Here is a 20,343-nt window from a genome sequence, read left to right on the forward strand (position 1 = left end):
ATGGCCAACGAAAACACCGCCGTCTACGTCTGTTCCGGCTGCGCCATCGGCGAAGCCGTCGATTGCGATGCCCTGGCCGCCCTGGCCGAGGAGGAGTTCAAGGTCGGCCGTTCGGCAACCCACGAATTCCTCTGCGGCGAGGCGGGGCTGGAAACCATCCGCGGCGACCTGGCCGGCGAAGGCGGCATCGAAAGCGTCGTCGTCTGCGCCTGTTCGCCCCGCGTCATGGCCGACCGCTTCCGCTTCGAGGGTGTCCAGGTGGTGCGCGGCAACCTGCGCGAACAGGTGGCCTGGTGCCATGAGCCGGGCGACGAGGACACCCAGATGAAGGCGGCCGACAACCTGCGCATGGCGGTCACCCAGGCTGAAAAATCGAGCCCGCCCGAGCCCCACGAAGCCGTTGCTGCCTCGCGGCGGTTGCTGGTGGTGGGTGGCGGCTCGACCGGCCTGGCGGCCGGCCGCGAGGCGGCCCGGGCGGGGTACGAGACCGTGATCGTGGAAAGCACGTCCGAGCTCGGCGGCCGGGCCAAGGGGTTCTCGAAGGTCCTGCCCAGCCGCCCGCCCTACCGCGAGCCCGAGGCCAATCCCATCGCCGACCTGATCGCCGAGGTCGAGGCCGACCAGCGCATCACCGTCAGGACCGGCACCACGGTGGCCAGCACGGCCGGCGGCCCGGGGGATTTCCGGGTGACCCTGGCCAACGGATCGGCCACAGAGACCACAGAGACCACAGAGTCCGAGGAATCCTTCGGCGCCATCGTGGTGGCCACCGGCTGGCGGCCCTACGATGCGGCCAAGCTCGGGCATTTGGGCTACGGCACGCCCGGCGTGGTGACCAACGTCGAGCTCGAAGACCTGCTGGCGAAAATCGGATCCGGGGGCGAAGCGGCGCCCCAGGCCGTGGCCTTCGTGCAGTGCGCCGGCTCGCGCGATCCCGAGCACCTGCCTTATTGCTCGCAGGTCTGCTGCGGGGTTTCGCTGAAGCAGGCGCTGCAGCTCAGGGAAGCCGATCCCGAGACCATGATCTACGTCATCTTCGACGAGCTGCGCACGCCGGGCACGGCCGAGGAATTCTATCGCGCCGCCCAGGAAGCCGGAATCGTCTTCATGAAAGGCAAGGTCTCCTCGGTTGGATCCGACTTGACCCTCACCATCGACGATGCCCTGTTGGGCGAAGAGGTGCCGCTGGCGGGCCTCGACATGGTGGTGCTGGCTACCGGCATGGTGCCCAACGCCACCACCGACGGCGAGCTGCTGCCCGATCCCGACATCGATCCTCTGGCGCCCATCGCGCGGGCCGGCGGCGACGAGGAACCGGACGAAGAAGCGGAAGCCAAACCGGAATCCAAACCGGAATCCGACGAAGACGAGGAAGCCGCCGCCCTCGATGGGCCCAGGCCGGAAAACTCGATCCTCAATTTGCAATACCGCCAGGGCCCGCACCTGCCCAATCTGGCCGACGGCTTCGCCGACAGCCACTACATCTGCTTCCCCTACGAGACCCGGCGCACCGGCATCTATGCCTGCGGTCCCTTGCGCCGGCCCATGGATATGACCGAGGCGGCCGAGGACGCGGCCGGGGCCGTGCTCAAGGCCATCCAGGCCATGGAACAGGCGGTTCGCCAGGCCGCCGTGCACCCCCGGGTGGGCGATCTGAGCTATCCCAAGATCGGCCTCGACATCTGCACCAAGTGCCGGCGCTGCACCGTCGAGTGCCCCTTCGGCGCCATCGACGAGAACGCCGAGGGCTTTCCCGTGCTGACGCCCACGCGGTGTCGGCGCTGCGGCACCTGCATGGGCGCCTGCCCAGTGCGCACCATCCGCTTCGACAACTATTCCGTCGAGATGATCAACTCCATGTCGAAAGCCGTCGAGATCCCCGACGAGTTCGACGAAAAGCCGCGGGTGCTGGTTCTGGCCTGCGAGAACGACGCCTACCCGGCGCTCGATCGGGCCGGCATCCAGGGCCGCAAGTATTCCTCCATGGCCCGTGTCATTCCGGTGCGGTGCCTGGGTTCCGTCAGCCTGGTGATGATCTCGGACGCGCTTTCCTCGGGCTACGACGGCGTGCTGCTGCTGGGCTGCAAGTCGGGCGACGACTACCAGTGCCACTTCGTCAAGGGCAGCGCCATGGCCCAGGAACGGGTCACCAAGATCGGGGAGACGCTGAAGAGCATGATGCTGGAGGGCGAGCGCGTGACGACGCACGAAATCGCCATCACGGATGCCGAAGGGGCGACGCAAATCATCGACGACTTCGTCGCCAGCATCGACGAGATCGGCATGAACCCTTTCAAGGGGTTTTAGTCATGACCGGCACTGCCCCTACCGCCAGCCGCGCCTACGACCTGGGTTTCGCCCGCTGGGTCTACCAGAACGTCGAAGGCGGCGAGCGGCTCTCCATGTGCATGCAGTGCGGCGTCTGTTCGGGCTCGTGCCCCATCGCCGGCGAGATGGATCATGGCCCGCGCAAGCTTTTCATGATGGTGCGGGCCGGCATGAAGGAAGCCGTGCTGCGCTCCAACACGCTGTGGAACTGCGTCAAGTGCTACCGCTGCGTGGTGCGCTGCCCGCGCGAGGTGCCGGTGACGTACATACTTTCCGGCCTGGGCACGCTGGCGGTACGCGAGGGCTATGCCGAAAAGCAGGACACGGAAAGCTTCGCCAAGGCCTTCTGGTGGAGCGCCCGCAGCCTGGGCCGCACCGACGAACGTCTGGTCACGGCGAAATACTATTTCTCGTTCGGCCTGGTCGAGGGCATCAAGAAGGGCCTGGCCAATTTGCCCATCGCGCTGGCCATGATCCGCACCAAGCGCATGCACCTGACGGGCTCGCACAAGATCAAGGACAGGAAGGGCCTCAAGGCCATCCTGGCCAAGGCGGCCGAAATAGAGAGCCGGGCCACGGGAGAAGGGTCATGAATGACCGCCGCAAGTACACCTACTATCCCGGCTGTTCCTCGGAGGGCTCGGCGGCGCATCTCGACAAGTCCGTGCGGGCCATTGCGCCGGTGCTCGATATCGAGCTCGAGGATCTCAACGACTGGAACTGCTGCGGCGCCTCGGTGGGCCACGTCGGCGGCGGCTATCTGCCCAACGTCGCGCTGACGGGGCGCAACCTGGCCGGCGCCGAGGCGCAGGGCAGCGAGGATATTCTCACCCCCTGCGCCGCCTGTTACCTCAACACCCATGGCACCAACGAGAAGATCAAGGCCGACGTGGCCTTGCGCGGCAAGGTCAACGAGGCGCTGGGCGCCGCCGACATGAAGTACGAATCGGACCTCCAGGTCCGCCACGCCTGCGAGGTGCTGGTCAACGACGTGGGCCTCGACAAGATCAGGGAAAAGGTCAGCAATCCGCTGGAGGGCATCAAGGTGGCCGGCTACGTCGGCTGCCAGACCGTGCGGCCCTTCGCCGCCACCGAGGCGGGCGGCGATTACGACACCTTCGAGGACCCGGATTTCCTGGATGATTTCGTCGCCGCTTGCGGCGCGGATCCCGTGCCCTTCGAGCGCAAGACGTCGTGCTGCGGCGGCTCGGTCTCGGTCATGAGCCCGGAAAAGACGCTGCACCTCATTCGCCAGATCCTGGAAGAGGCGAAAGAGAAAGAAGCTGACGTCATCGCCACGCCGTGCCCGCTGTGCCAGACCAACGTCGAGATGTACCAGGGGCGCATCAACCAGGAATTCGGCACCGACTTCCAGATCCCGGTGGTCTTCTACAGCCAGCTCATGGCCCTGGCATTCGGCCTGGGCGCCGACGCCGCTGCCATCGACCAGAACATCATCAAATCGGACAAGCTGGCGGCCAAGGCGAAGTAGGGTTCGCGCCACCCGCCACCCCACTTTGCGGCGATATGCCACATTCCCTTCCGGCCCTGGAGCGCCGTAGGATGGCGAGAGTGGCGGTGGCGCGAACGGCATCGGTTGCCGCCGCGGTTGCCGGGTGGCCCTGATCCTTTCGTACTCTTGCCGGCGTGGTCCCGTTTCGGGGTTGCCCGCTCGTCGCAGCGCAGGTTGCAGCGCGCTCGTGCGCACCCAGCGAAAGGAGGCAGGTCATGGCCATGGCAATGAAGCTCAAGGAATTCCTGCGCGACAGCCAAATCACCTTCGACCTCGTCGAACACCCTTTCGCCGTCTCGTCGTCGCGTATTGCGCAACAGTCGCACATCCCCGGCGACGCCCTGGCCAAATGCCTGTTGCTGCGTGACAGCCAGGGCTATCTGGTGGCCGTCATCCCGAGCACCCACCGGGTCGATCTCGAGCACCTGGACTGGCTCTTCGACGACCACCTGGAATTCGCCGATGAAGAGGAGATCTCCTCCCACTTCGAGGATTGCGATCCTGGTGCCGTGCCGCCGCTGGGCGGCGCCTACGGCATGCGCATGGCGGTCGACGAAGACCTGGTGCTGCGCCGTGACGTCTATTTCGAGGCCGGCGATCACCGCCAGTTGGTGCACGTCAGCGGCGAGGCCTTCGGCCGGCTGACCCAGGGCGCCTTCCTGGGGATTTTCAGCTGCCACGCCTGAGCGGGCGCGCGGCGCCGGTCTATCCCGACACCCTGCCCTGGCTGCGCGAGAGGTCGAGGTGGAAGTGGTTGGGGGGGATGTGGAACTCCTGATAGACGATCGCTTCCTCGTGAAGCGAGAGGTTGACGGTTTGCAGCGTCAGAACGGGAGTATTCGCGGCAACGCCGACGACTTCGGCCACGCCGGCCGGGGCGGCCCGCAATCTCACGGTTTCATGGGCGCGCAAGGTCGGCACGTTGAAGCGGTCATGCAGGAGATGGCGAAGATGGTTGCGGCCGACCGTTTCCTGCGGGAAATCCAGCAAGGGTCTGAAGCGCCCGGCATCGAGGTAGGCGATCGCCAGTACGCTGAATTCGCCGGCGATCACCAGGGTGCGCTGCAATTCCAGGAATGAAGGCCGCGCCCCCAGGGCCGCCGACCAGGCACCGTCCCCGCGGATTTCCGCAATCGCCGCCTTGACGTTTTCGACCGACGCCAAATCGGTCTCGCCATCGGCCCGGAAGCGCATGTACCAAGGCGTGTCTCCCCAGGTGCCAGAGGAAGAGATACGGCTGCCGGCACCCCGCTTGCGCACCACGATGCCGTCCTCGCTGAGGCGCCGCATGGCGGCCTGGATGGTGCCCTGGCTCAGGGGCAGCACGGCCAGCAGCTCCTTTTCGCTGGGCACCGGATCGTCGGGCCGCCAGAGGCCGAGCTTGATGGTTTCGATGAAGGCATCGCGAAATCGTTGCGCCTTGGTGCCCGGTCCATCCTGGCGGCCTGCAAAAGTGTCGCGCAGCGCCTCGAGACGCACTGCCTTGTGGGATTCGCTGGCGACGGTCGGTTGTTTCATGGTTTCTCGGTAATGGGGGCTGCCAAACCGGCCCGATGGCTGGGCCTACCGCTTCTTCTTGAATCCGAAGCGCCAGAGGAAGAACAGGGTCAGGGCCACGAAGGCCAAGGAAATCGGGCTGGTCAGCAGGATGCTGAGGTCCGAGCGGTACATCAGCATGGTCTGACGGAAGGACAATTCGAACAACGGCCCCAGCAGGAAGCCGATGATCAGGCAGACCAGCGAAAAACCCGAGCGCCGCATGGCATACCCCAGCACTGCGAAGGCCAGCATCAACCCGACATCGAACATCGAGGAACTCTGCACATAAACACCGACGATGCAGAGCACGACGACGATGGGCAGGACGACACTCTGCGGCACCCGCAGAATCTGGCTCCAGATGCGGATACCGATGCGCCCGATCACCAGGTGGGCGACATTGGCCATCAGCATCGAAGCGAAGATCGAATAGACCAACTCGGCATGCTCGACCATCATCAGCGGCCCGGGAACGACGCCGTGGATCATGAAGGCGCCGACCAGCAGGGCCGCCGCGACGTTGCCGGGAATACCCAGCGAGATGGTGGGAATCAGGTTGGCCCCGACCACGGCGCTGTTGGCGGCTTCGGTGGCCTGAATGCCCTCGATGACGCCGCTGCCGAATTTTTCCGGCGTCTTGGAAGCCCGCTGCGCCGCACCGTACCCAAGGAAGGCGGCCAGGGAAACGCCCAGGCCCGGCAGCATGCCGACCCCGGTGCCGATCATCGCCGAGCGCAGCAGGGTGCGCCAGTTGCCCCAGAACTCGCCGGCCGAGAGGCGGTTGTCGGTCTTGAAAGCACTGTCGCGCGGCACCGCATCGACCTCGCCGTGTTTGTTGAGATCGAAGATCTGGACCAATACCGAGCTCAGCGCCAAGGTGCCGATGGCAATAGCGGCCAGCGATATGCCGTCGAACAGTTCGATGAAACCGAAGGTCATGCGGTCGGTGCTGTCGACCGGGTCGAGACCGATGGTCGAGAAGAACACCCCCAAGGCCGCCGACATGATGCCCTTGGTCAGCGAGCGCGCCGCCAGGGCGGCAATCAGGGTGAAGGAGAAGAGAATGATCGAAGTAAATTCCGCCGGCCCGAAGAGCAGCGCCACCGAGGCAAAGGGCGCCGCCATCAGGATCAGCACGATATCGGAAAAGGTATCGCCGCAGACCGAGGAATAGAGCGCCGTCTTCATGGCCTTTTCCGGCTTGCCGGCCCGCGCCAGAGGATAGCCGTCGCGCGCCGTGGCCGCCGCTTCCGGGGTTCCCGGGGCATTGATCAGCACCGCCGGCACGGCGCCGCCGGAAGTGCCGCCCTTGTTGATGCCCACCAGGAAGGCGATAGCGGTGAGCGGCGACATGTAGAAGGTGATCGGCACCAAGATGGCAAGTGCGGTGACGCTGCCGATACCCGGCAGCACGCCGAACACGATTCCCAGCAGGACGCCGGCGCAGATGAAGGTCATGTTGGTCAGCGTCATGGCGGCTTCGAAGCCGGCGAGCATGCTTTCGATCATGAGCGGGCAATCATGATCGGGCCTTAAGGAAACTCGACCGTGAAAACGTGCCAGGCCAATTGCGAAAGTCCGATGGGTACGACGAGCGCAACGGCCGCCAGCAGCGCATAGTTGCGCTGGCACAGGAAAACCATCATCGCCAGCAGCAGCACGCCCATGGTGATCTCGAAGCCGGCCAGCGGCATGGCGATTATGGTGGCGACGACCAGGGCGATCAGAATGGCCATGCGAACCAGCTCGGCCGCACCGATGCCGGTTGCGCTGTCGCCGAATTCCTCGTCTTCGGCCTGGACGCCGCCCGGCTTGGCGCGCAACGCCCCCAGGCCCAGGACGACGGCCGTGATCAGGCAGATCCAGATCGCCATCGAGGGCAGGCGGGCCGGGGGAATGTCGAGCGGGCTTTGGGCCGGAGCGGTGTGGCTTGGGATGATCCAGGCGAGCAGGAGGATCGAGCAAAGCGCCACGATGATGCTCGAAACCAGGTTGGTGGTTCTCACGCGACCCTCCCGGCGCCCGGGGACGAGGGCATCAGGAGCGGCCTGATGCCCTCGCGGGTCATTGGATGGCCGCCAGTACTTTCTTCAGGCTGACGGTCATGGCGGCGATGTTTTTCGTCAACTGGGCCGCCGGCACGAAGGTCTTGGGGAACTTCATGCGCCCCAGGATGGCGCTGAAGTCGGGATCGTCCATCGAGGCCTCGATAGCGGCCTGAACCTTGGCGACGGCCGCCGCCGGCGTTCCCTTGGGAGCCGCGATCAGAGCCGTGCCGGGCATCGCTATGCCGTAGAGCTCCTGCATCGACGGCGCCTTCGGTGCCGAGGCCAGGCGCTCCGAAAGGCAGGATGCGAGGACGATGAACTTGTCGCCGTACTTGTTGTGGACACCGCCGGACCAGGCCAAATCCACCTTGTTGCCGAACATGAACGGCACCATCTCGCCACCGCCTCGGGTGGGAATGGCGGTCCAGTCGATGTTTTCCTTCTTGCCGATGTAGTTGATGAAGGCGCGTGAGATGCCGCCCTGATCGGCCACGTTCATGCCGGGATTCTTCTTGGCATAGGCGATCAGTTCGGCAAACGTCGAATAGGGCCGGCCCGGCGTGGTGACGAACGCCATCTGGTAGTCGGTAACGCCGGCGACATATGAAAAGCTATCGGCCGTGTAGGCGATGCCTTTTTTCGACAGCGGCTCCCAGGTAATGGTGGCGGCGGCGGCGAACAGCAGCGTGTAGCCGTCGGGCTTGGCCTTGGCCACCAGGGTCGAGCCGATGGCACCGCCGGCGCCGGGTTTGGTTCTGACGATAACCTTCTGGCCAAGGTTTCTGGAGATCGCCTTGGACAGGATCTGGGCCATGGTTTCGGTGCTGCCGCCCGCCTTGTAGGGCACGATCAGCGTTACCGGCTTGGCCGGGTATTCGGCCGCCTGAAGGCTGGCGGACGCCACGCAGGCAAGCGCCAGGGCAGCCGCGGCAGTCACGGTCCCGGCGATTTTCCTGTCAATTCCTTGGTACAACATTGGCCTTACCTCCCTCTCCCGTATTGCCATCCCACAACCTAGTCTTTAATACATTAATGTGTCAATTTGATATTATATGGTTTTATTACAGTAGATTAGAGCTGTTTGGTTCCGAATAATCGATAATTCACTGGTTACATTAATGCAATCCCTGCTAGGTTGGCGCGGACAATACGGCCGACCACAGGGAGCTGGCGACATCATGGCGAACGAGGTGGACGGAGCGGTCTCCGAGGCATTGATAGGCGAAGTATGGCCTGCCGCCCTTCCGGGCGAAGACCCGGCGCTTTATGGCCGGGTAACGCTCGAGACCAGAGATGCGGTGCAAATCCGCAGCCTGCAAACCTTTCGCCTGACCTACACGGTCGGCTCCTTGGGCCTCGATGACACCGGCGCCATTCGCATCGTCTTCCGCGCCCTGGGGGACTGGGGCGGCCTGCAAACCGCCGATCCCGCGGCGCCCAACTACGTCACCGCGAGAACCAGCTCCGGGGTGCCGCTCGAGGTCGGCTACAGGCCTTACGGCATGGCTGCCCGGCCGCGCTGGAAGTCGCTGACGGTTCGCGTGACGGGCGGCTATCTGGGCCAGGGCGACACCATCACGGTGGTGTTCGGAGACACCTCCGGCGGCTCGCCGGGCATGAAGATGCAGACCTTCGTCGAAGCCGCCTTCGAGTTCAAGACGCTGGCCGATGTCTGTGGGGTGGGCTTGTTCGTGCCGCTGCCCGACACGCCGAGGGTAGCCGTCGTACCGGCCGAGCCGGTGGTCTGGCGGGCCGTTCTGCCGAGCCTGCGCCGGCCCGGCGAGAGCTTTCGCTTCGGCCTCAAGGCGGAGGACGCCTGGGGCAACCCCACGGATCTTGCCGAGGCGCGCTTCACTTTCGAGGCGACTTTGCCGGTCTCCGGCTTGCCGCCGGGATTGGCTTACGAAAAGGGCCGCAAATCAGTCTGTTTCGATGGCCTTTCGGCCGATCAGACGGGTGTTCTGCGTATTGCCGTCAAGGACGAAGCCGGCGAGATCGTCGCCACCTCCCACCCCATGGTAATTCGCGCCGACGGGGTTTCGGGCTATTGGGGGGACCTGCACGGCCAAAGCGGCGAATCCATCGGCGTCACCACGGCGCGCCAGTACTTCGACTTCGCCCGCAACAAGGCCTTCCTCGACGTCAGCAGCCACCAGGCCAACGACTTCCAGCTCAACAACGCCTTCTGGGCCTATCTCAACGAGCTCACGGCGGAGCACAACGAAGATGGCGCGTTCATCACCTTTCCCGGCTACGAATGGTCCGGCAATACCTCGGTGGGCGGCGACCGCAACGTCTATTTCCGCCACGAAGGACGGCAGATCCACCGCTCCTCCCATGCGCTGTTGACGGACCGTTCCGACCTCGATAGCGATGCCACCGACGCCCGGGCCTTGTTTGCCGCGCTGGCCGGCGAGGATTCCGTGGTCTATGCCCACGTCGGCGGGCGCTATGCCGACATCGCCTACGCCCACGACCCGAAAATCGAAACGGCGATGGAAATCCATTCCGCCTGGGGCACCTTCGAATGGCTCCTGACCGACGGCTTTGCCCTCGGTCATCGCTCGGGCGTGGTGTGCAACAGCGACGGCCACAAGGGGCGGCCCGGCGCCAGCTACCCCGGCGCCTCGAACTTCGGTGCCTACGGCGGTTTGACCTGCTTCTTGACCCACGAGCTGAGCCGCGACGCCATTTTCGATTGCCTGCGCAGGCGCCATCACTACGGCACCACGGGCACCCGCCTGCACCTCGACGTCGGCGTTCGCATGGCCGGCGGCGGAGCCTTGTACGACCGCGACCCCCGGGCCTTTCCCGAGACCTCCTCGAGCCGCGTCGACGAAGTGATGATGGGCGATATCGTCCAGACCGACGATGCAGAGGTGCGGCTGAATTTCCAGGTCGTCGCCCAGGCCCCCATCGAGCGGGTCGAGGTGCGCAACGGCAGGGACGTCGTGGCGACGCTGCGGCCCTATGACGCCGAGGCGCTGGGCAATCGCATCCGGGTGCTGTGGAGCGGCGCCGAGTATCGCGGCAGGAGCCGCGACACCAACTGGCGGGGCCGGGCGGTATTCAAGGGTGCCGAGATAGGCCGGATGGAAAAGATCAACGCCTGGAATCCAGAGCGCCTGCTTGAGCTGGAGGGCTCGGGCACCGTGGTCTTCGATGCCATAACCACCGGCAACTACGGCGGCTTCGACGTCTGGCTGAGGGGCGGCGGCAGCTTGGACATCGAAACCAACCTGGGATCGATGGCCCTGGCGCTGGACGACATTGGTCTCGAGGATTGCCTCATGGAAGCCGGCGGCCTCGACCGCATGATCAGGGTGTTTCGCCTGCCCGAGGAAATCGCGGAGCGCGAACTGGCGGGGGAAGTGACGATCCCGCTGGCCCCCAGGGGTGACAACCCGCTGTGGGTCTCGGTCTATACCGAGGACGGTTTCCAGGCCTGGAGCAGTCCGGTTTTTGCCTACCGGCGGGAAGCCGAACGGCCACACATCGATTAGCTCCGTTATCCCGGATTGGATACCGTCACGGCAGCGGGTTTGCGGCAGTAGAACTCGGTCGGGATGATTTGCTGCTCCCTTAGACCACGATTGACGTTCCTCATGGCCTCGGGAGCGAGGTCTCCGTGGATCAGCATGACGGCAAGCTGCAAAGGTCTTCCGCCACCTTCGACGGCAGCGCGGGAGCGGGCGGCAAAATCGAGGTTCTCGGCCAGCGTATTTCGCACCTCCAGCACGTCAAAGCCGCTGAGCTCCAGGGTCCGCTGGGTATCCTCCGGGGTCAGGAGAAAGCTCGACGCGCCATCCCGGGCCCAGGGCGTGGGGTATTCCAGGCCATGGTTGGGGCCTTTGGCCAGGTCCGACATGATCAGCCAGCCGCCGGGCCGCAAGACCCTCAGGGCCTCGCCGTAAAGCAGGGTCCGGTCGGCTATGTTCATGGCCACGTTCATGCAGTAGGCGCCCGCGAAACTGCCGGCGGCGAAAGGCATGGCCAGGGCATCGCCCTGTTGGCAGGAGACCTTGTCCTCGAGGCCGACCAGGGCGGTCAGCCGTCGCGCCACCTCGCAGAGCTCTGCGGTGAGATCGATGCCACTTACCCGGCAGCCAAAGCGATCGGCAAAATATCGCGCCGGACCGCCGATGCCGCTACCGATATCGAGCAAGTGATCCTCGGGCCGGATGACGAATTCATCCGCCATTTCCGCCGTCGCTTCCAAGCCGCGGCCATGGAACTGGTCGTAGGACGCCAAGTCCCGGACCGTCGCCCGTTGCGGCTCGATGCCGCCATCACGCATTGCCGCGACCAGTCGCTCGAACAGGTCGCCGCCGCCGTTGCCGCTGTAATGGCCAACGATGTTTGCCGTCTCGGTCATGTAGCACGAGCATAGTCGGTCAACGCCCTTGCAGCTAACGAAACCAAGCAATTGCCAGGGCGAACAGGGAAAAAGCGCGCCGGCCAGCAGCCCCGATGCGGCAGGTGACGCGGGCAGGCAAAGGCCCCATATTGTCACCATGCGTGCCAGCGTACCCCAAAACGGCGAGAAACCCGAGGCCGTGGTGGTCTGCATCAACCGGCGCCTGGGAGCCGACGCGGTATCGTGCGCCGGGCGCGGCAGCGAGGCTGTCGCGGCTGCCCTCGAAGACGGCATCGCACACCGTGGCCTGGCCGCCGCCCTGGTGCGCCTCAAATGCCTGGGCAGTTGCCAGCACGGGCCTAACGTGCGCTTCGCGCCCGGCGGCGCCTGGTTCTCGGGCGTGGCTCTCGATGACGTGGCGGAGATCCTCGACCACCTGGAACGCTTGACGGCTGGCGGCTGAGTGCCCTTTCGGGTTAAGAACGCATCCATGGCCTATCAAACCATCGAATTCAGCGGCCAGGGCCGCGTCGCCACCATCTCGCTGGACCGTCCCGAAAGCCTCAACGCCTTCGTCCCCGAACTGCTGCAGGAGACCGGCCAGGCGCTGGAGACGGTGGCCGCCGACGAGGGCATCAGCGTGCTGGTGCTGACCGGCAAGGGCCGTGCCTTTTCCGCCGGCGTCGACCTCAAGGCGCTCAAGGCCCGCGGCCTCGATCTCAGCTCGGGCGACGTCGGGCCGGGGCTCAACGACAATGCGCGCCGCGTCACCGAGCTCCTGGAGAGCATGCCCCAGGCCACCATCGCCAAGGTCAACGGGCATTGCTTCACCGGCGGCCTGGAGATCATGCTGGCCTGTGACATCATCCTCGTCGCCGAGGAAGCCAAACTCGGGGACACCCACGCCGTGCTCGGGTTGCGGCCGACCTGGGGCATGACCCAGCGCCTGCCCCGCCGCGTCGGCCTGATGCGGGCGCGCGAGCTCTCGTTCACCGCCCGCACCATCTCGGGCCGCGAGGCGGCCGAGATGGGCCTGGCGCTGGAGGCCCTGCCGGCGGCCGAGCTCGACGCCCGGGTCGACGAACTGGCGGCCGCCATCGCCGCCAACAGCCCGGGCTCGATCGCCGCCTACAAGGACCTCTACCGCCAGGCCGCCAACCTCGGCCTCGAAGCCGGCCTCGACTACGAACGCAAAGCCGACTACGTGGTGGCCGACGTCGAGGAACGATTCGGGGCCTTCCTGGCCAAATTGGGCGGCAAGGGGAAGTAGGCCGCTTGGCGGCGTTTTAGACGATCACCGCCTGGCGCACGCGCGGGTTGGCCAGCAGGTCAGCCACCACCGTCAGTCCCTGGGCCAGACGCTCCCGGGTGCTCTCGTAGCCCAGCGCCAGGCGTAACGATTGCGGCGCCGGTCCTGCTTTGAGCATGAAGATCTCGCCCAATGCTACCTTGACGCCGCGCTCCTCGGCCGCCGCCCGGAAGGCTTCCTCGGTCCACTCGTCCGCAAGGTCGACCCAGAGGTGAAAGCGGAGACCTTCACGATGGCCCGCGGAGCTTCCCAGAATGTCCTGCGCCAAACGGCAACGGGCCCGCATTTCCCGGCGCTGCCAATCGTTGAGGTCCGCGGCGGTGCCGTCGTCGATCCAGCGATGCGCGATCTCGGCGGTGATCGGCGAAGGCATCCAGCATGACATCTGGACCGCGTTGCGCAGCGTCTCGCGGTGCGCCTCGGGGGCGCGCACGATGCCGATGCGCAGGCCCGGCGCCAGGGATTTCGAGACGCTGCTGACAAAGAGCGTACGTTCCGGCGCGAAGGCGGCAAGCGGCGGCGGGCGGTCAGTGGGAAGAAAGCCGAAGACGTCGTCCTCGATGACCGTCAGGTCGTGGCTGCGGGCGAGTTCCGCTATTTCCCGGCGTCTTCGCTCAGGCATGGTGGCTCCGGTCGGCGATTGCAGGGTCGGCATGCAATAAAGCACCTTCGCCGCCGACTTGCGGCAAGCCGCCTCGAGGGCCTCGGGCACGATGCCGTCGGCATCCAGGTCGAGACCAACCAGCCCCAGGCCGAAGTGATGGGCCATCTGTTTGAGAGGGGGATAGCTGAGCTTTTCCGCCAGCACCGTATCGCCCGGACGGGTGGTGGCCATCAAGGCCATGAGGATGCCGTGCTGGGCGCCGTTGGTCAGCACGATCTCGTCGCCCTTGGCCTCCAAGCCCAGGCGGCCCAACCAGGACGCGGCCGATCGCTGATGGGCCTCGATGCGCCCGCTCTCTGTGTGATCGAGCAGAGGGCTCAGGTCGCCCGCAGCGCCGAGGTCGCGGAAAGCCTGGGCCAGGGCCGGCGCGGCGATCCCGGCCGGCGGCAGGTTCATGACCAGGCTGACGGGGCCGTCGCTGTCGCGGGCCGGGCCCCACAGGGCGGAAAGGCTTTCGGCCACCCGCCTGGTGCCGTGGGGACGCACGTAGGTTCCGCGGCCGACCTCGGCGCTTACCATTTCCTGGCGCTCGGCGTCCTTGTAGGCCCGGCCCACGGTGCCCAAGGAAAGCCCGAGCGCGTAGGCCAGCTCTCGTTGCGGCGGCAGCTTGGCGCCGGCGGCCAGCGAACCGTCGGCAATGGCCTCGCGGATGGCCTCGGTCAGGGCGCGATGCTTCGGCCCGCTGTGGCCGGCGAGGTTTGGCAGCCATACTGTCATTGTGACAATTAATACTTTGACTCCGGATATGAGTCAATTATATCGATACAATTATGGCAATTGATCGACAGGAGGTTTCCCTGGCAGAGCCCCGACAGCAGACCGTTCCCAGGTCGCCGGGCGGCACGCAGGATATCTACTATGCACGTCCTGCCAGCGTGCCGCTGCCGATGATCGAGCGGGCCTCGGGGATCCATATGTGGGACGAAGACGGCAAGGAATATATCGATGCCTCGTCGGGGCCCATGGTCAGTGCCATCGGGCACGGCAACCCGCGGGTCATCGAGGCCATGGCGGCGCAGGCCGGGAAACTCGACTACGCCTATACTCGCGTCGCCCGAAACCGGCCGAACCTGGACTACGCCGCCCGCCTCGCGGCCCTGGCCGGGCCCGGATTCGAGCGCGTCAATTTCGCCTCGGGGGGCAGCGAAGCGGTCGACAATGCCCTCAAGTTCCTGCGCCAATATGCCCTGGCCAGCGGCCAGGCATCGCGCCGACGCATGATTTCCCTGATGCCCTCCTACCACGGCGCCACGCTGGCCACGCTGGCCATCGGCGGCAACGACGCCCTGGCTCCCTTCATGGCGGGGTTTGCCGTCGCCGCCGACACCGTCCCGGCACCTTTCAGCTATCGCCTGCCCGGCGGCCACAGCCGGGAAAGCCATGCCGTCGAATGCGCCGGCGCATTGGACACCAAGATCCGCGAACTGGGCCCGGAGAATGTGCTGGCCTTCGTCATCGAACCGGTCGGCGGCATTTCGACCGGCGCCCTGGTGCCTCCCGCCCAGTACTTCCGCGACATCCGCGAGATCTGCAGCCGCCACGGCGTCTACCTGGTGTTCGACGAAATTCTCTGCGGCACGGGGCGCAGCGGTAAATTCATCACGGCGCATCACTGGCCCGAGGCGCTGCCCGACATCATCGTCCTGGCCAAGGGGCTGGGCGCCGGCTACAGCCCGCTGGGCGCCATGCTGGCGCCGGCCGCCATGGTCGACGAGTTGGCCCACCTCGCGGGCTGCGAGTTCAGCTATTCCGCCAACGCCAACCCGGTATCCTGCGCCGCCGGCCTGGCCGTACTCGACGAGTTCGAGCGGCTACGATTGGTAGAACGCGCCCGCACCGTCGGCCTCACCCTGCGCGCCGGCCTGGAAGCCATCATGGAACGCAGCCCAATCCTCGGTGACGTGCGCGGCCTGGGCCTGCTGCTGGCCGTCGAGATGGTCGCCGACAAGGAAAGCAAGACCCCGCTACCCGATGAATTACTGCCCACCGAGCGCATCCGCATCCACGGCCTCGGGAACGGCATCATGCTCTATTCGCGCCCCACCGCCGGCAGCCGCTTCGGGCACTGGTTCCTGGTGGCGCCGCCGCTGACGATCAGCGACGAGGAATGCAGCGAGGTGCTGCGCCGCACGGAAGCCGCCGTTGGCGATTTCCACGCCGAGCTGAAAACCAGCGGCGCCGTCTGATCGGCGGCGACGCCTTACCGGGGCGCCATGCGCAGCGCGCCGTCGAGGCGGATGGTTTCGCCGTTCATCATGGTGTTCTCGGCCAGGTGCCGCACCATGCGGCCGAACTCGGAGGGCTCGCCGAAGCGCTGGGGGAAGGGGATGCTGGAGGCCAGCGATTGCTTGTACTCCTCGCTCAGCGTGCCGATGGCCAGCGGCGTCTCGAAAAGCCCGGGCGCGATGGTTAAAACCCGCACGCCGTCGCGCGCCAGGTCGCGGGCGATAGGCAGCGTCATGCCGATGACGCCGCCCTTGGAGGCGGCATAGGCCGACTGGCCGACCTGGCCCTCGTAGCCGGCGATCGAGGCCGTATTGACGATGACGCCGCGTTCGTTGTCCTTGAGCGGCTCGAGCGCACACATGGTGGCGGCGGCCAGGCGGATGCAATTGAAAGTGCCGACCAGATTTATGCGGATGATGCGTTCCCAGTCGGCCAGGGGATGGGGCTCGCCCCGGTTGACGGTCTTGCTGGCGATGGCGGTGCCGGCGCAGTTAACGAGAATTCGGGCCGGGCCGTGGGCCGCCGCGGCGGCGGCCAGCGCCGCCTTGACGTCGTCCTCGCTAGCCACGTCGCACTTGTGGAAAGTGCCGCCGACCTCTTCGGCAACCTGGTTGCCCAGATCCTCGTTGATGTCGATCAGCGCCACCTTGGCGCCGCCCGCCACCAGCTCCCGCGCCGTGCCGGCACCCAAACCCGATGCCCCGCCGGTGATGACGGCGGCTTGCCCCGAAATGTCCATACGCGCGTGCTCCTGATTCCTTGAGTCGTGAAACTAGTCTTCTTCCAGCCAGCGCTCGATTTCGTGGCGCTGGATCTTGCCCGTGGTGCTGCGCGGCAGCTCGTCCAGCGCCACGAAGCGGATCTCCTTGGGCTGCTTGTAGCCGGCCAGTTCGCGCCGGCAGGCGGCCTTGAGCTCGTCGGCCCCCAGGCCCTCGTCGTTGCGGGCCACGAAAGCCACCGGCACCTCGCCCCATTTGGCGTCGGCCCGGCGCACCACCACGGCGTCGTCGACGCGGCCGTCGGCCAGCAGCACGCGTTCGATCTCGGCCGGGTAGATGTTCTCGCCGCCCGACTTGATCAGGTACTTGGCGCGGTCGACGAAATCGAGGCTGCCGTCGGGGTTGCGCACGAACATGTCGCTCATGTGGAACCAGCCGCCGCGGAAGTCCTCGGCGTTGGCTTGCGCGTTGTTCCAGTAGCCGCTGAAAAGACACGGGGTGCGCAGCGCCGCCTCGCCCGGCGTGCCGTCGGGCACGTCGTTGTCGTCGGCGTCGACCAGGCGCAACAAGGTCAGGGAATTTTGCTTCTTCGCCAGGTTTTCCGGCACCTCGCCCACGGCCAGCAGCGAGGCCGTGGCTGGCGGCAGTCCGGTTTCGGTGGAGCCGAAGGTGTTGACGTAGGGGGCATCCAGAAGCCGGGTGATCTCGGCGATCTGGTGGCGCGGCACCAGGTCGGCCATGGCGCCGCAGGTCTTGATGCCGCGGGGCAAGGTGTTGCGGCGCTTTAGCTCGTCGATCAGGGGCTCGATCATGCCCGGCATCAGAACCAGCCAGCCCAGCTCCTCGGCCGCCACGACATCTGCCAGGGCGGCCGGATCGAAGCCGTCCATAACGATGATCTTGCCGCCGCGGATCAGCGATCCCAGCCCGGGATCGGTCGACACCATGTGGAAGAAGGGGGCCCAGGCGACGTAGGTGTCGTCGGCTTCCACGCCCATGTCCATGGACATCAGTTGGGCCCGGGCGATGGCCGCACGGTGGCTGATGACGGCACCCTTGGGCAGCCCCGTGGTGCCGCTGGTATAGAGTATTGTCAGGCCGTCCTCGGGATCGACCTCGGCCATGGCCTCGGGCTCGTGATCGGGGGCGCCGTCGAGTAGCGCCTCGTAGGCCGGGCCCAACTCCAGCACCTCGTCGATGCCGTGCTCGATGCGCGCCGCCACCTCGGCGAAGCGGGGCGAGACGATGAGCAGCCTGGGCGTCGTCAGGCGCAGGCAATGCACCAGCTCGGGGTCGGCCAGCCGCCAGTTCTGGCAGGCCACGATGGCCCCCAGCTTGGCCGCGGCGCACTCGGTTTCGAGGTATTCGGCGCGATTCTCGGCCAGCAGCGCCAGACGCTCGCCGCGCCCGATGCCGCGGGCGGCGAGCACATGGGCCAGGCGGTTGACGCGGGCGTTGAAGGCAGCGTAGCTGAGTTCACGCCTGCCCTCGACGATGGCGATGGCGTCGGGCCGAAGCTTGGCCTGCATCGCCACCAGGGCCCCGACGGTGACGGCGCCGGCGCCCCGGGTCAGGGCGGGGATGTCGGGATCGTTCTGGTTCATGGCCGCAATGAAGCACACTCGGCGGCTGATCGCGAGTCCGGCAGGCGCGCCTGGGGGGTTGGACGGGCGCTTTGGGCGATCTACCTTGGAGGGAGGCGAGGGCGATGGAGCCTCGTGCGAAAACACAGGGGGGAGAACCCATGCCGATGATCGAATTCAGCCGCCCCAACGGCGGCACCACCAAGGGCTATCAGTCGCTGGCCGGAGAGGGCCGGCCCGGCGTCATCGTGATCCAGGAATGGTGGGGCCTCAACGACCAGATGTGCGGCATTGCCGACCGCTTCGCCCGGGCCGGCTACAACGCGCTGGCGCCGGACCTCTACGAGGGCCGGGTGACGCAGGAGCCCGACGAGGCCAACCACATGATGAGCGGCCTCGACTTTCCCGGCGCCACTCACGAGGACATCCGCGGCGCGGCGCAGCACCTGTTGGGCAGTTCGTCGGCCGTGGCGGCGATGGGCTTTTGCATGGGCGGCGCGCTGACTATCGCCGCCGCCGTGCACCTGCCCGAGGTGGCGGCGGCGGTTTGCTATTACGGCATCCCGCCGGCCGAGTTCGCGGCGCCCGGCGACGTGCGAGTGCCCATGCAATGCCACTTCGCCAATGAAGACGACTGGTGCACGCCGACCGCCGTCGACGAATTGGAGGCCGCCCTGGCCGCCGCCGGCGCCGATTACGAGATCCACCGCTACGACGCCAAGCACGCCTTCTGCAACGAACAGAGCGTCGATGCCTATGACGCGGCCAGCGCCAATCTTTCCTGGCAGCGCATGATGGATTTCCTCGAGGCCAAGCTTTGATCCTGTCCAGCCCTTCCGCCACCTAATGGCGGTTTCCATGCAGCGCCGGGTCTGGCGGCTGGCGCTGCCGCTGATCGCCACCAATGTTTCGGTGCCGCTGCTGGGTGCCGTCGACACCGCCGTGGTGGGGCACATGGACGATCCCCGGCACCTCGGTGCGGTGGCCGTCGGCGCCTTCATCTTCACGGCGCTTTACTGGGGGTTCGGCTTTCTGCGTATGACCACCACCGGCCTGGCGGCCCAGGCCTCAGGCGCGGACGATGGCGATGAGATCCGCGCCGTGCTGCTGCGCGCACTGGCGCTGGCGCTGCTGCTCGGCGTCGGTTTGATCGCGCTGCAACTACCGCTTTCCTGGCTCACGCTCGAGCTCATGCAGCCCAGTTCCGAAGTGCGCGAGCTGGGTGGCGATTATTTCGGCATCCGCATCTGGAGCGCCCCGGCGGTGCTGACCGGCTACGTTTTCGTCGGCTGGTTCCTGGGCGTACAAAAGCCCACGGCCGGGCTGATCGTCGGCCTGGCCATGAACGGCCTCAACATCGTCTTGGATCTTTGGTTCGTGATGGGCCTGGGCTGGGGCGTGGCCGGCGTGGCCTGGGCCACGCTGATCGCCGAGGTCGGGGGACTGGTGCTCTGGCTCTGGCTGCTCGGCCGCGAGCTCCCGCGCCTGGGCGGGCGCTGGCGTCTGGCGGCACTCAGGGACAGCGAACTCGGCCGCATGGTGCGCATCAACGGCAACATCTTCCTGCGCACGCTGTGTCTGGTCGGCGCCTTCTACACCTTCACCTCCATGGGCGCGCGCCAGGGCAACGTGGTGCTGGCGGCCAACGCCGTGCTGTTCAACTTCCTGGCCTTCGCGGCCCACGCGCTGGATGGTTTCGCCCATGCCACCGAGGCCCTGGCCGGCGAGGCACTGGGCGAGCGCAACCGCCCGGCCTTCCGGTCCGTGGTGGTCACGGCCGGTGGCTGGGCCCTGGTTTTCGCGGCCGGATTTTCCCTGGTCTATGGCTTCTTCGGCAGCCACCTGGTGGCGTTGCTCACCGACATCGCCGAGGTTCGCGCCACGGCGGAGGTCTATCTGCCCTGGGTCGTGGCGGTGCCGCTGATTTCGGTCTGGAGCTTCCAGCTCGACGGCATTTTCATCGGCGCCACGCGTAGCCGCGTGCTACGCAATTCGATGTTTCTCTCGGTGCTGGTCTACGCTGGCGCCGTGGCGCTGTTTGTGGCGAATTGGCAAAA

Annotated in this window: 18 protein-coding genes; 10 read left to right on the forward strand and 8 right to left on the reverse strand. The window is 66.3% G+C overall.

Annotated features, from left to right (window positions below; translation table 11 throughout):
• The 4 genes from QGG75_19510 (at position 1) to QGG75_19525 (ending at position 4,527) form a co-directional block, all read left to right on the forward strand.
• The gene (locus QGG75_19510) at positions 1 to 2,307 is read left to right on the forward strand and encodes a hydrogenase iron-sulfur subunit (GenBank protein MDP6069416.1); all 2,307 of its coding nucleotides are present in this window, start codon (positions 1 to 3) and stop codon (positions 2,305 to 2,307) included.
• A gap of 2 nt (positions 2,308 to 2,309) precedes the next feature.
• The gene (locus QGG75_19515; GenBank protein MDP6069417.1) at positions 2,310 to 2,921 is read left to right on the forward strand and encodes a 4Fe-4S dicluster domain-containing protein; all 612 of its coding nucleotides are present in this window, start codon (positions 2,310 to 2,312) and stop codon (positions 2,919 to 2,921) included.
• Positions 2,918 to 3,820, forward strand: a complete 903-nt coding sequence (locus tag QGG75_19520; protein MDP6069418.1) for a CoB--CoM heterodisulfide reductase iron-sulfur subunit B family protein — start codon at positions 2,918 to 2,920, stop codon at positions 3,818 to 3,820. Before QGG75_19515 ends, QGG75_19520 begins: the two co-directional genes overlap by 4 nt.
• Positions 3,821 to 4,056: 236 nt before the next feature.
• Complete coding sequence (locus QGG75_19525; GenBank protein MDP6069419.1) at positions 4,057 to 4,527, forward strand: YbaK/EbsC family protein; 471 nt, start codon at positions 4,057 to 4,059, stop codon at positions 4,525 to 4,527.
• Positions 4,528 to 4,546: 19 nt separating this feature from the next.
• Here QGG75_19525 and QGG75_19530 read toward each other — a convergent pair whose 3' ends face one another.
• Genes QGG75_19530 through QGG75_19545 form a run of 4 tightly spaced genes read right to left on the reverse strand, consistent with a single transcriptional unit; the run spans position 4,547 to position 8,365 of the window.
• On the reverse strand, positions 4,547 to 5,359 hold the full coding sequence (locus QGG75_19530) for a GntR family transcriptional regulator (protein ID MDP6069420.1): 813 nt from the start codon (positions 5,357 to 5,359) through the stop codon (positions 4,547 to 4,549).
• 45 nt (positions 5,360 to 5,404) lie between these two features.
• A complete protein-coding gene (locus QGG75_19535) occupies positions 5,405 to 6,889 on the reverse strand; it encodes a tripartite tricarboxylate transporter permease (GenBank protein MDP6069421.1) in 1,485 nt (494 codons plus the stop codon).
• Between the two features lie 23 nt (positions 6,890 to 6,912).
• Positions 6,913 to 7,386, reverse strand: a complete 474-nt coding sequence (locus tag QGG75_19540; GenBank protein MDP6069422.1) for a tripartite tricarboxylate transporter TctB family protein — start codon at positions 7,384 to 7,386, stop codon at positions 6,913 to 6,915.
• 58 nt (positions 7,387 to 7,444) lie between these two features.
• Positions 7,445 to 8,365, reverse strand: a complete 921-nt coding sequence (locus tag QGG75_19545; GenBank protein ID MDP6069423.1) for a tripartite tricarboxylate transporter substrate binding protein — start codon at positions 8,363 to 8,365, stop codon at positions 7,445 to 7,447.
• Positions 8,366 to 8,606: 241 nt separating this feature from the next.
• On the opposite strand from QGG75_19545, the gene QGG75_19550 reads away from it, so the two are divergent.
• Positions 8,607 to 10,931 (forward strand): DUF3604 domain-containing protein, encoded by a 2,325-nt coding sequence (locus QGG75_19550; protein MDP6069424.1) that lies wholly within the window; start codon positions 8,607 to 8,609, stop codon positions 10,929 to 10,931.
• A gap of 5 nt (positions 10,932 to 10,936) precedes the next feature.
• On the opposite strand, the gene QGG75_19555 is transcribed toward QGG75_19550, so the two are convergent.
• Positions 10,937 to 11,803, reverse strand: a complete 867-nt coding sequence (locus QGG75_19555; GenBank protein MDP6069425.1) for a methyltransferase domain-containing protein — start codon at positions 11,801 to 11,803, stop codon at positions 10,937 to 10,939.
• Between the two features lie 139 nt (positions 11,804 to 11,942).
• On the opposite strand from QGG75_19555, the gene QGG75_19560 reads away from it, so the two are divergent.
• Together QGG75_19560 and QGG75_19565 are read left to right on the forward strand one after the other, a co-directional pair.
• Positions 11,943 to 12,248 (forward strand): (2Fe-2S) ferredoxin domain-containing protein, encoded by a 306-nt coding sequence (locus tag QGG75_19560; GenBank protein ID MDP6069426.1) that lies wholly within the window; start codon positions 11,943 to 11,945, stop codon positions 12,246 to 12,248.
• Between the two features lie 27 nt (positions 12,249 to 12,275).
• Complete coding sequence (locus QGG75_19565; protein ID MDP6069427.1) at positions 12,276 to 13,055, forward strand: enoyl-CoA hydratase/isomerase family protein; 780 nt, start codon at positions 12,276 to 12,278, stop codon at positions 13,053 to 13,055.
• 16 nt (positions 13,056 to 13,071) lie between these two features.
• On the opposite strand, the gene QGG75_19570 is transcribed toward QGG75_19565, so the two are convergent.
• A complete protein-coding gene (locus QGG75_19570; protein ID MDP6069428.1) occupies positions 13,072 to 14,475 on the reverse strand; it encodes a PLP-dependent aminotransferase family protein in 1,404 nt (467 codons plus the stop codon).
• Between the two features lie 53 nt (positions 14,476 to 14,528).
• On the opposite strand from QGG75_19570, the gene QGG75_19575 reads away from it, so the two are divergent.
• Positions 14,529 to 15,944, forward strand: a complete 1,416-nt coding sequence (locus QGG75_19575; protein MDP6069429.1) for an aminotransferase class III-fold pyridoxal phosphate-dependent enzyme — start codon at positions 14,529 to 14,531, stop codon at positions 15,942 to 15,944.
• Positions 15,945 to 15,958: 14 nt separating this feature from the next.
• Here the strand turns inward: QGG75_19575 and QGG75_19580 are convergent, their stop codons facing one another.
• The gene (locus QGG75_19580) at positions 15,959 to 16,723 is read right to left on the reverse strand and encodes an SDR family NAD(P)-dependent oxidoreductase (GenBank protein ID MDP6069430.1); all 765 of its coding nucleotides are present in this window, start codon (positions 16,721 to 16,723) and stop codon (positions 15,959 to 15,961) included.
• A 33-nt stretch (positions 16,724 to 16,756) separates the two neighbouring features.
• On the reverse strand, positions 16,757 to 18,307 hold the full coding sequence (locus tag QGG75_19585) for an AMP-binding protein (protein ID MDP6069431.1): 1,551 nt from the start codon (positions 18,305 to 18,307) through the stop codon (positions 16,757 to 16,759).
• 140 nt (positions 18,308 to 18,447) lie between these two features.
• Between QGG75_19585 and QGG75_19590 the strand changes: the two genes are divergently transcribed.
• Positions 18,448 to 19,107, forward strand: coding sequence for a dienelactone hydrolase family protein (locus QGG75_19590; GenBank protein ID MDP6069432.1), 660 nt, complete (start codon positions 18,448 to 18,450; stop codon positions 19,105 to 19,107).
• A 25-nt stretch (positions 19,108 to 19,132) separates the two neighbouring features.
• Positions 19,133 to 20,343, forward strand: a 1,211-nt coding sequence (locus QGG75_19595) for an MATE family efflux transporter (protein ID MDP6069433.1), incomplete at its 3' end; no start/stop codon positions are given.

The sequence above is a fragment of the Alphaproteobacteria bacterium genome, assembly GCA_030740435.1.
In the GTDB taxonomy this organism is placed as follows: Bacteria; Pseudomonadota; Alphaproteobacteria; order UBA2966; family UBA2966.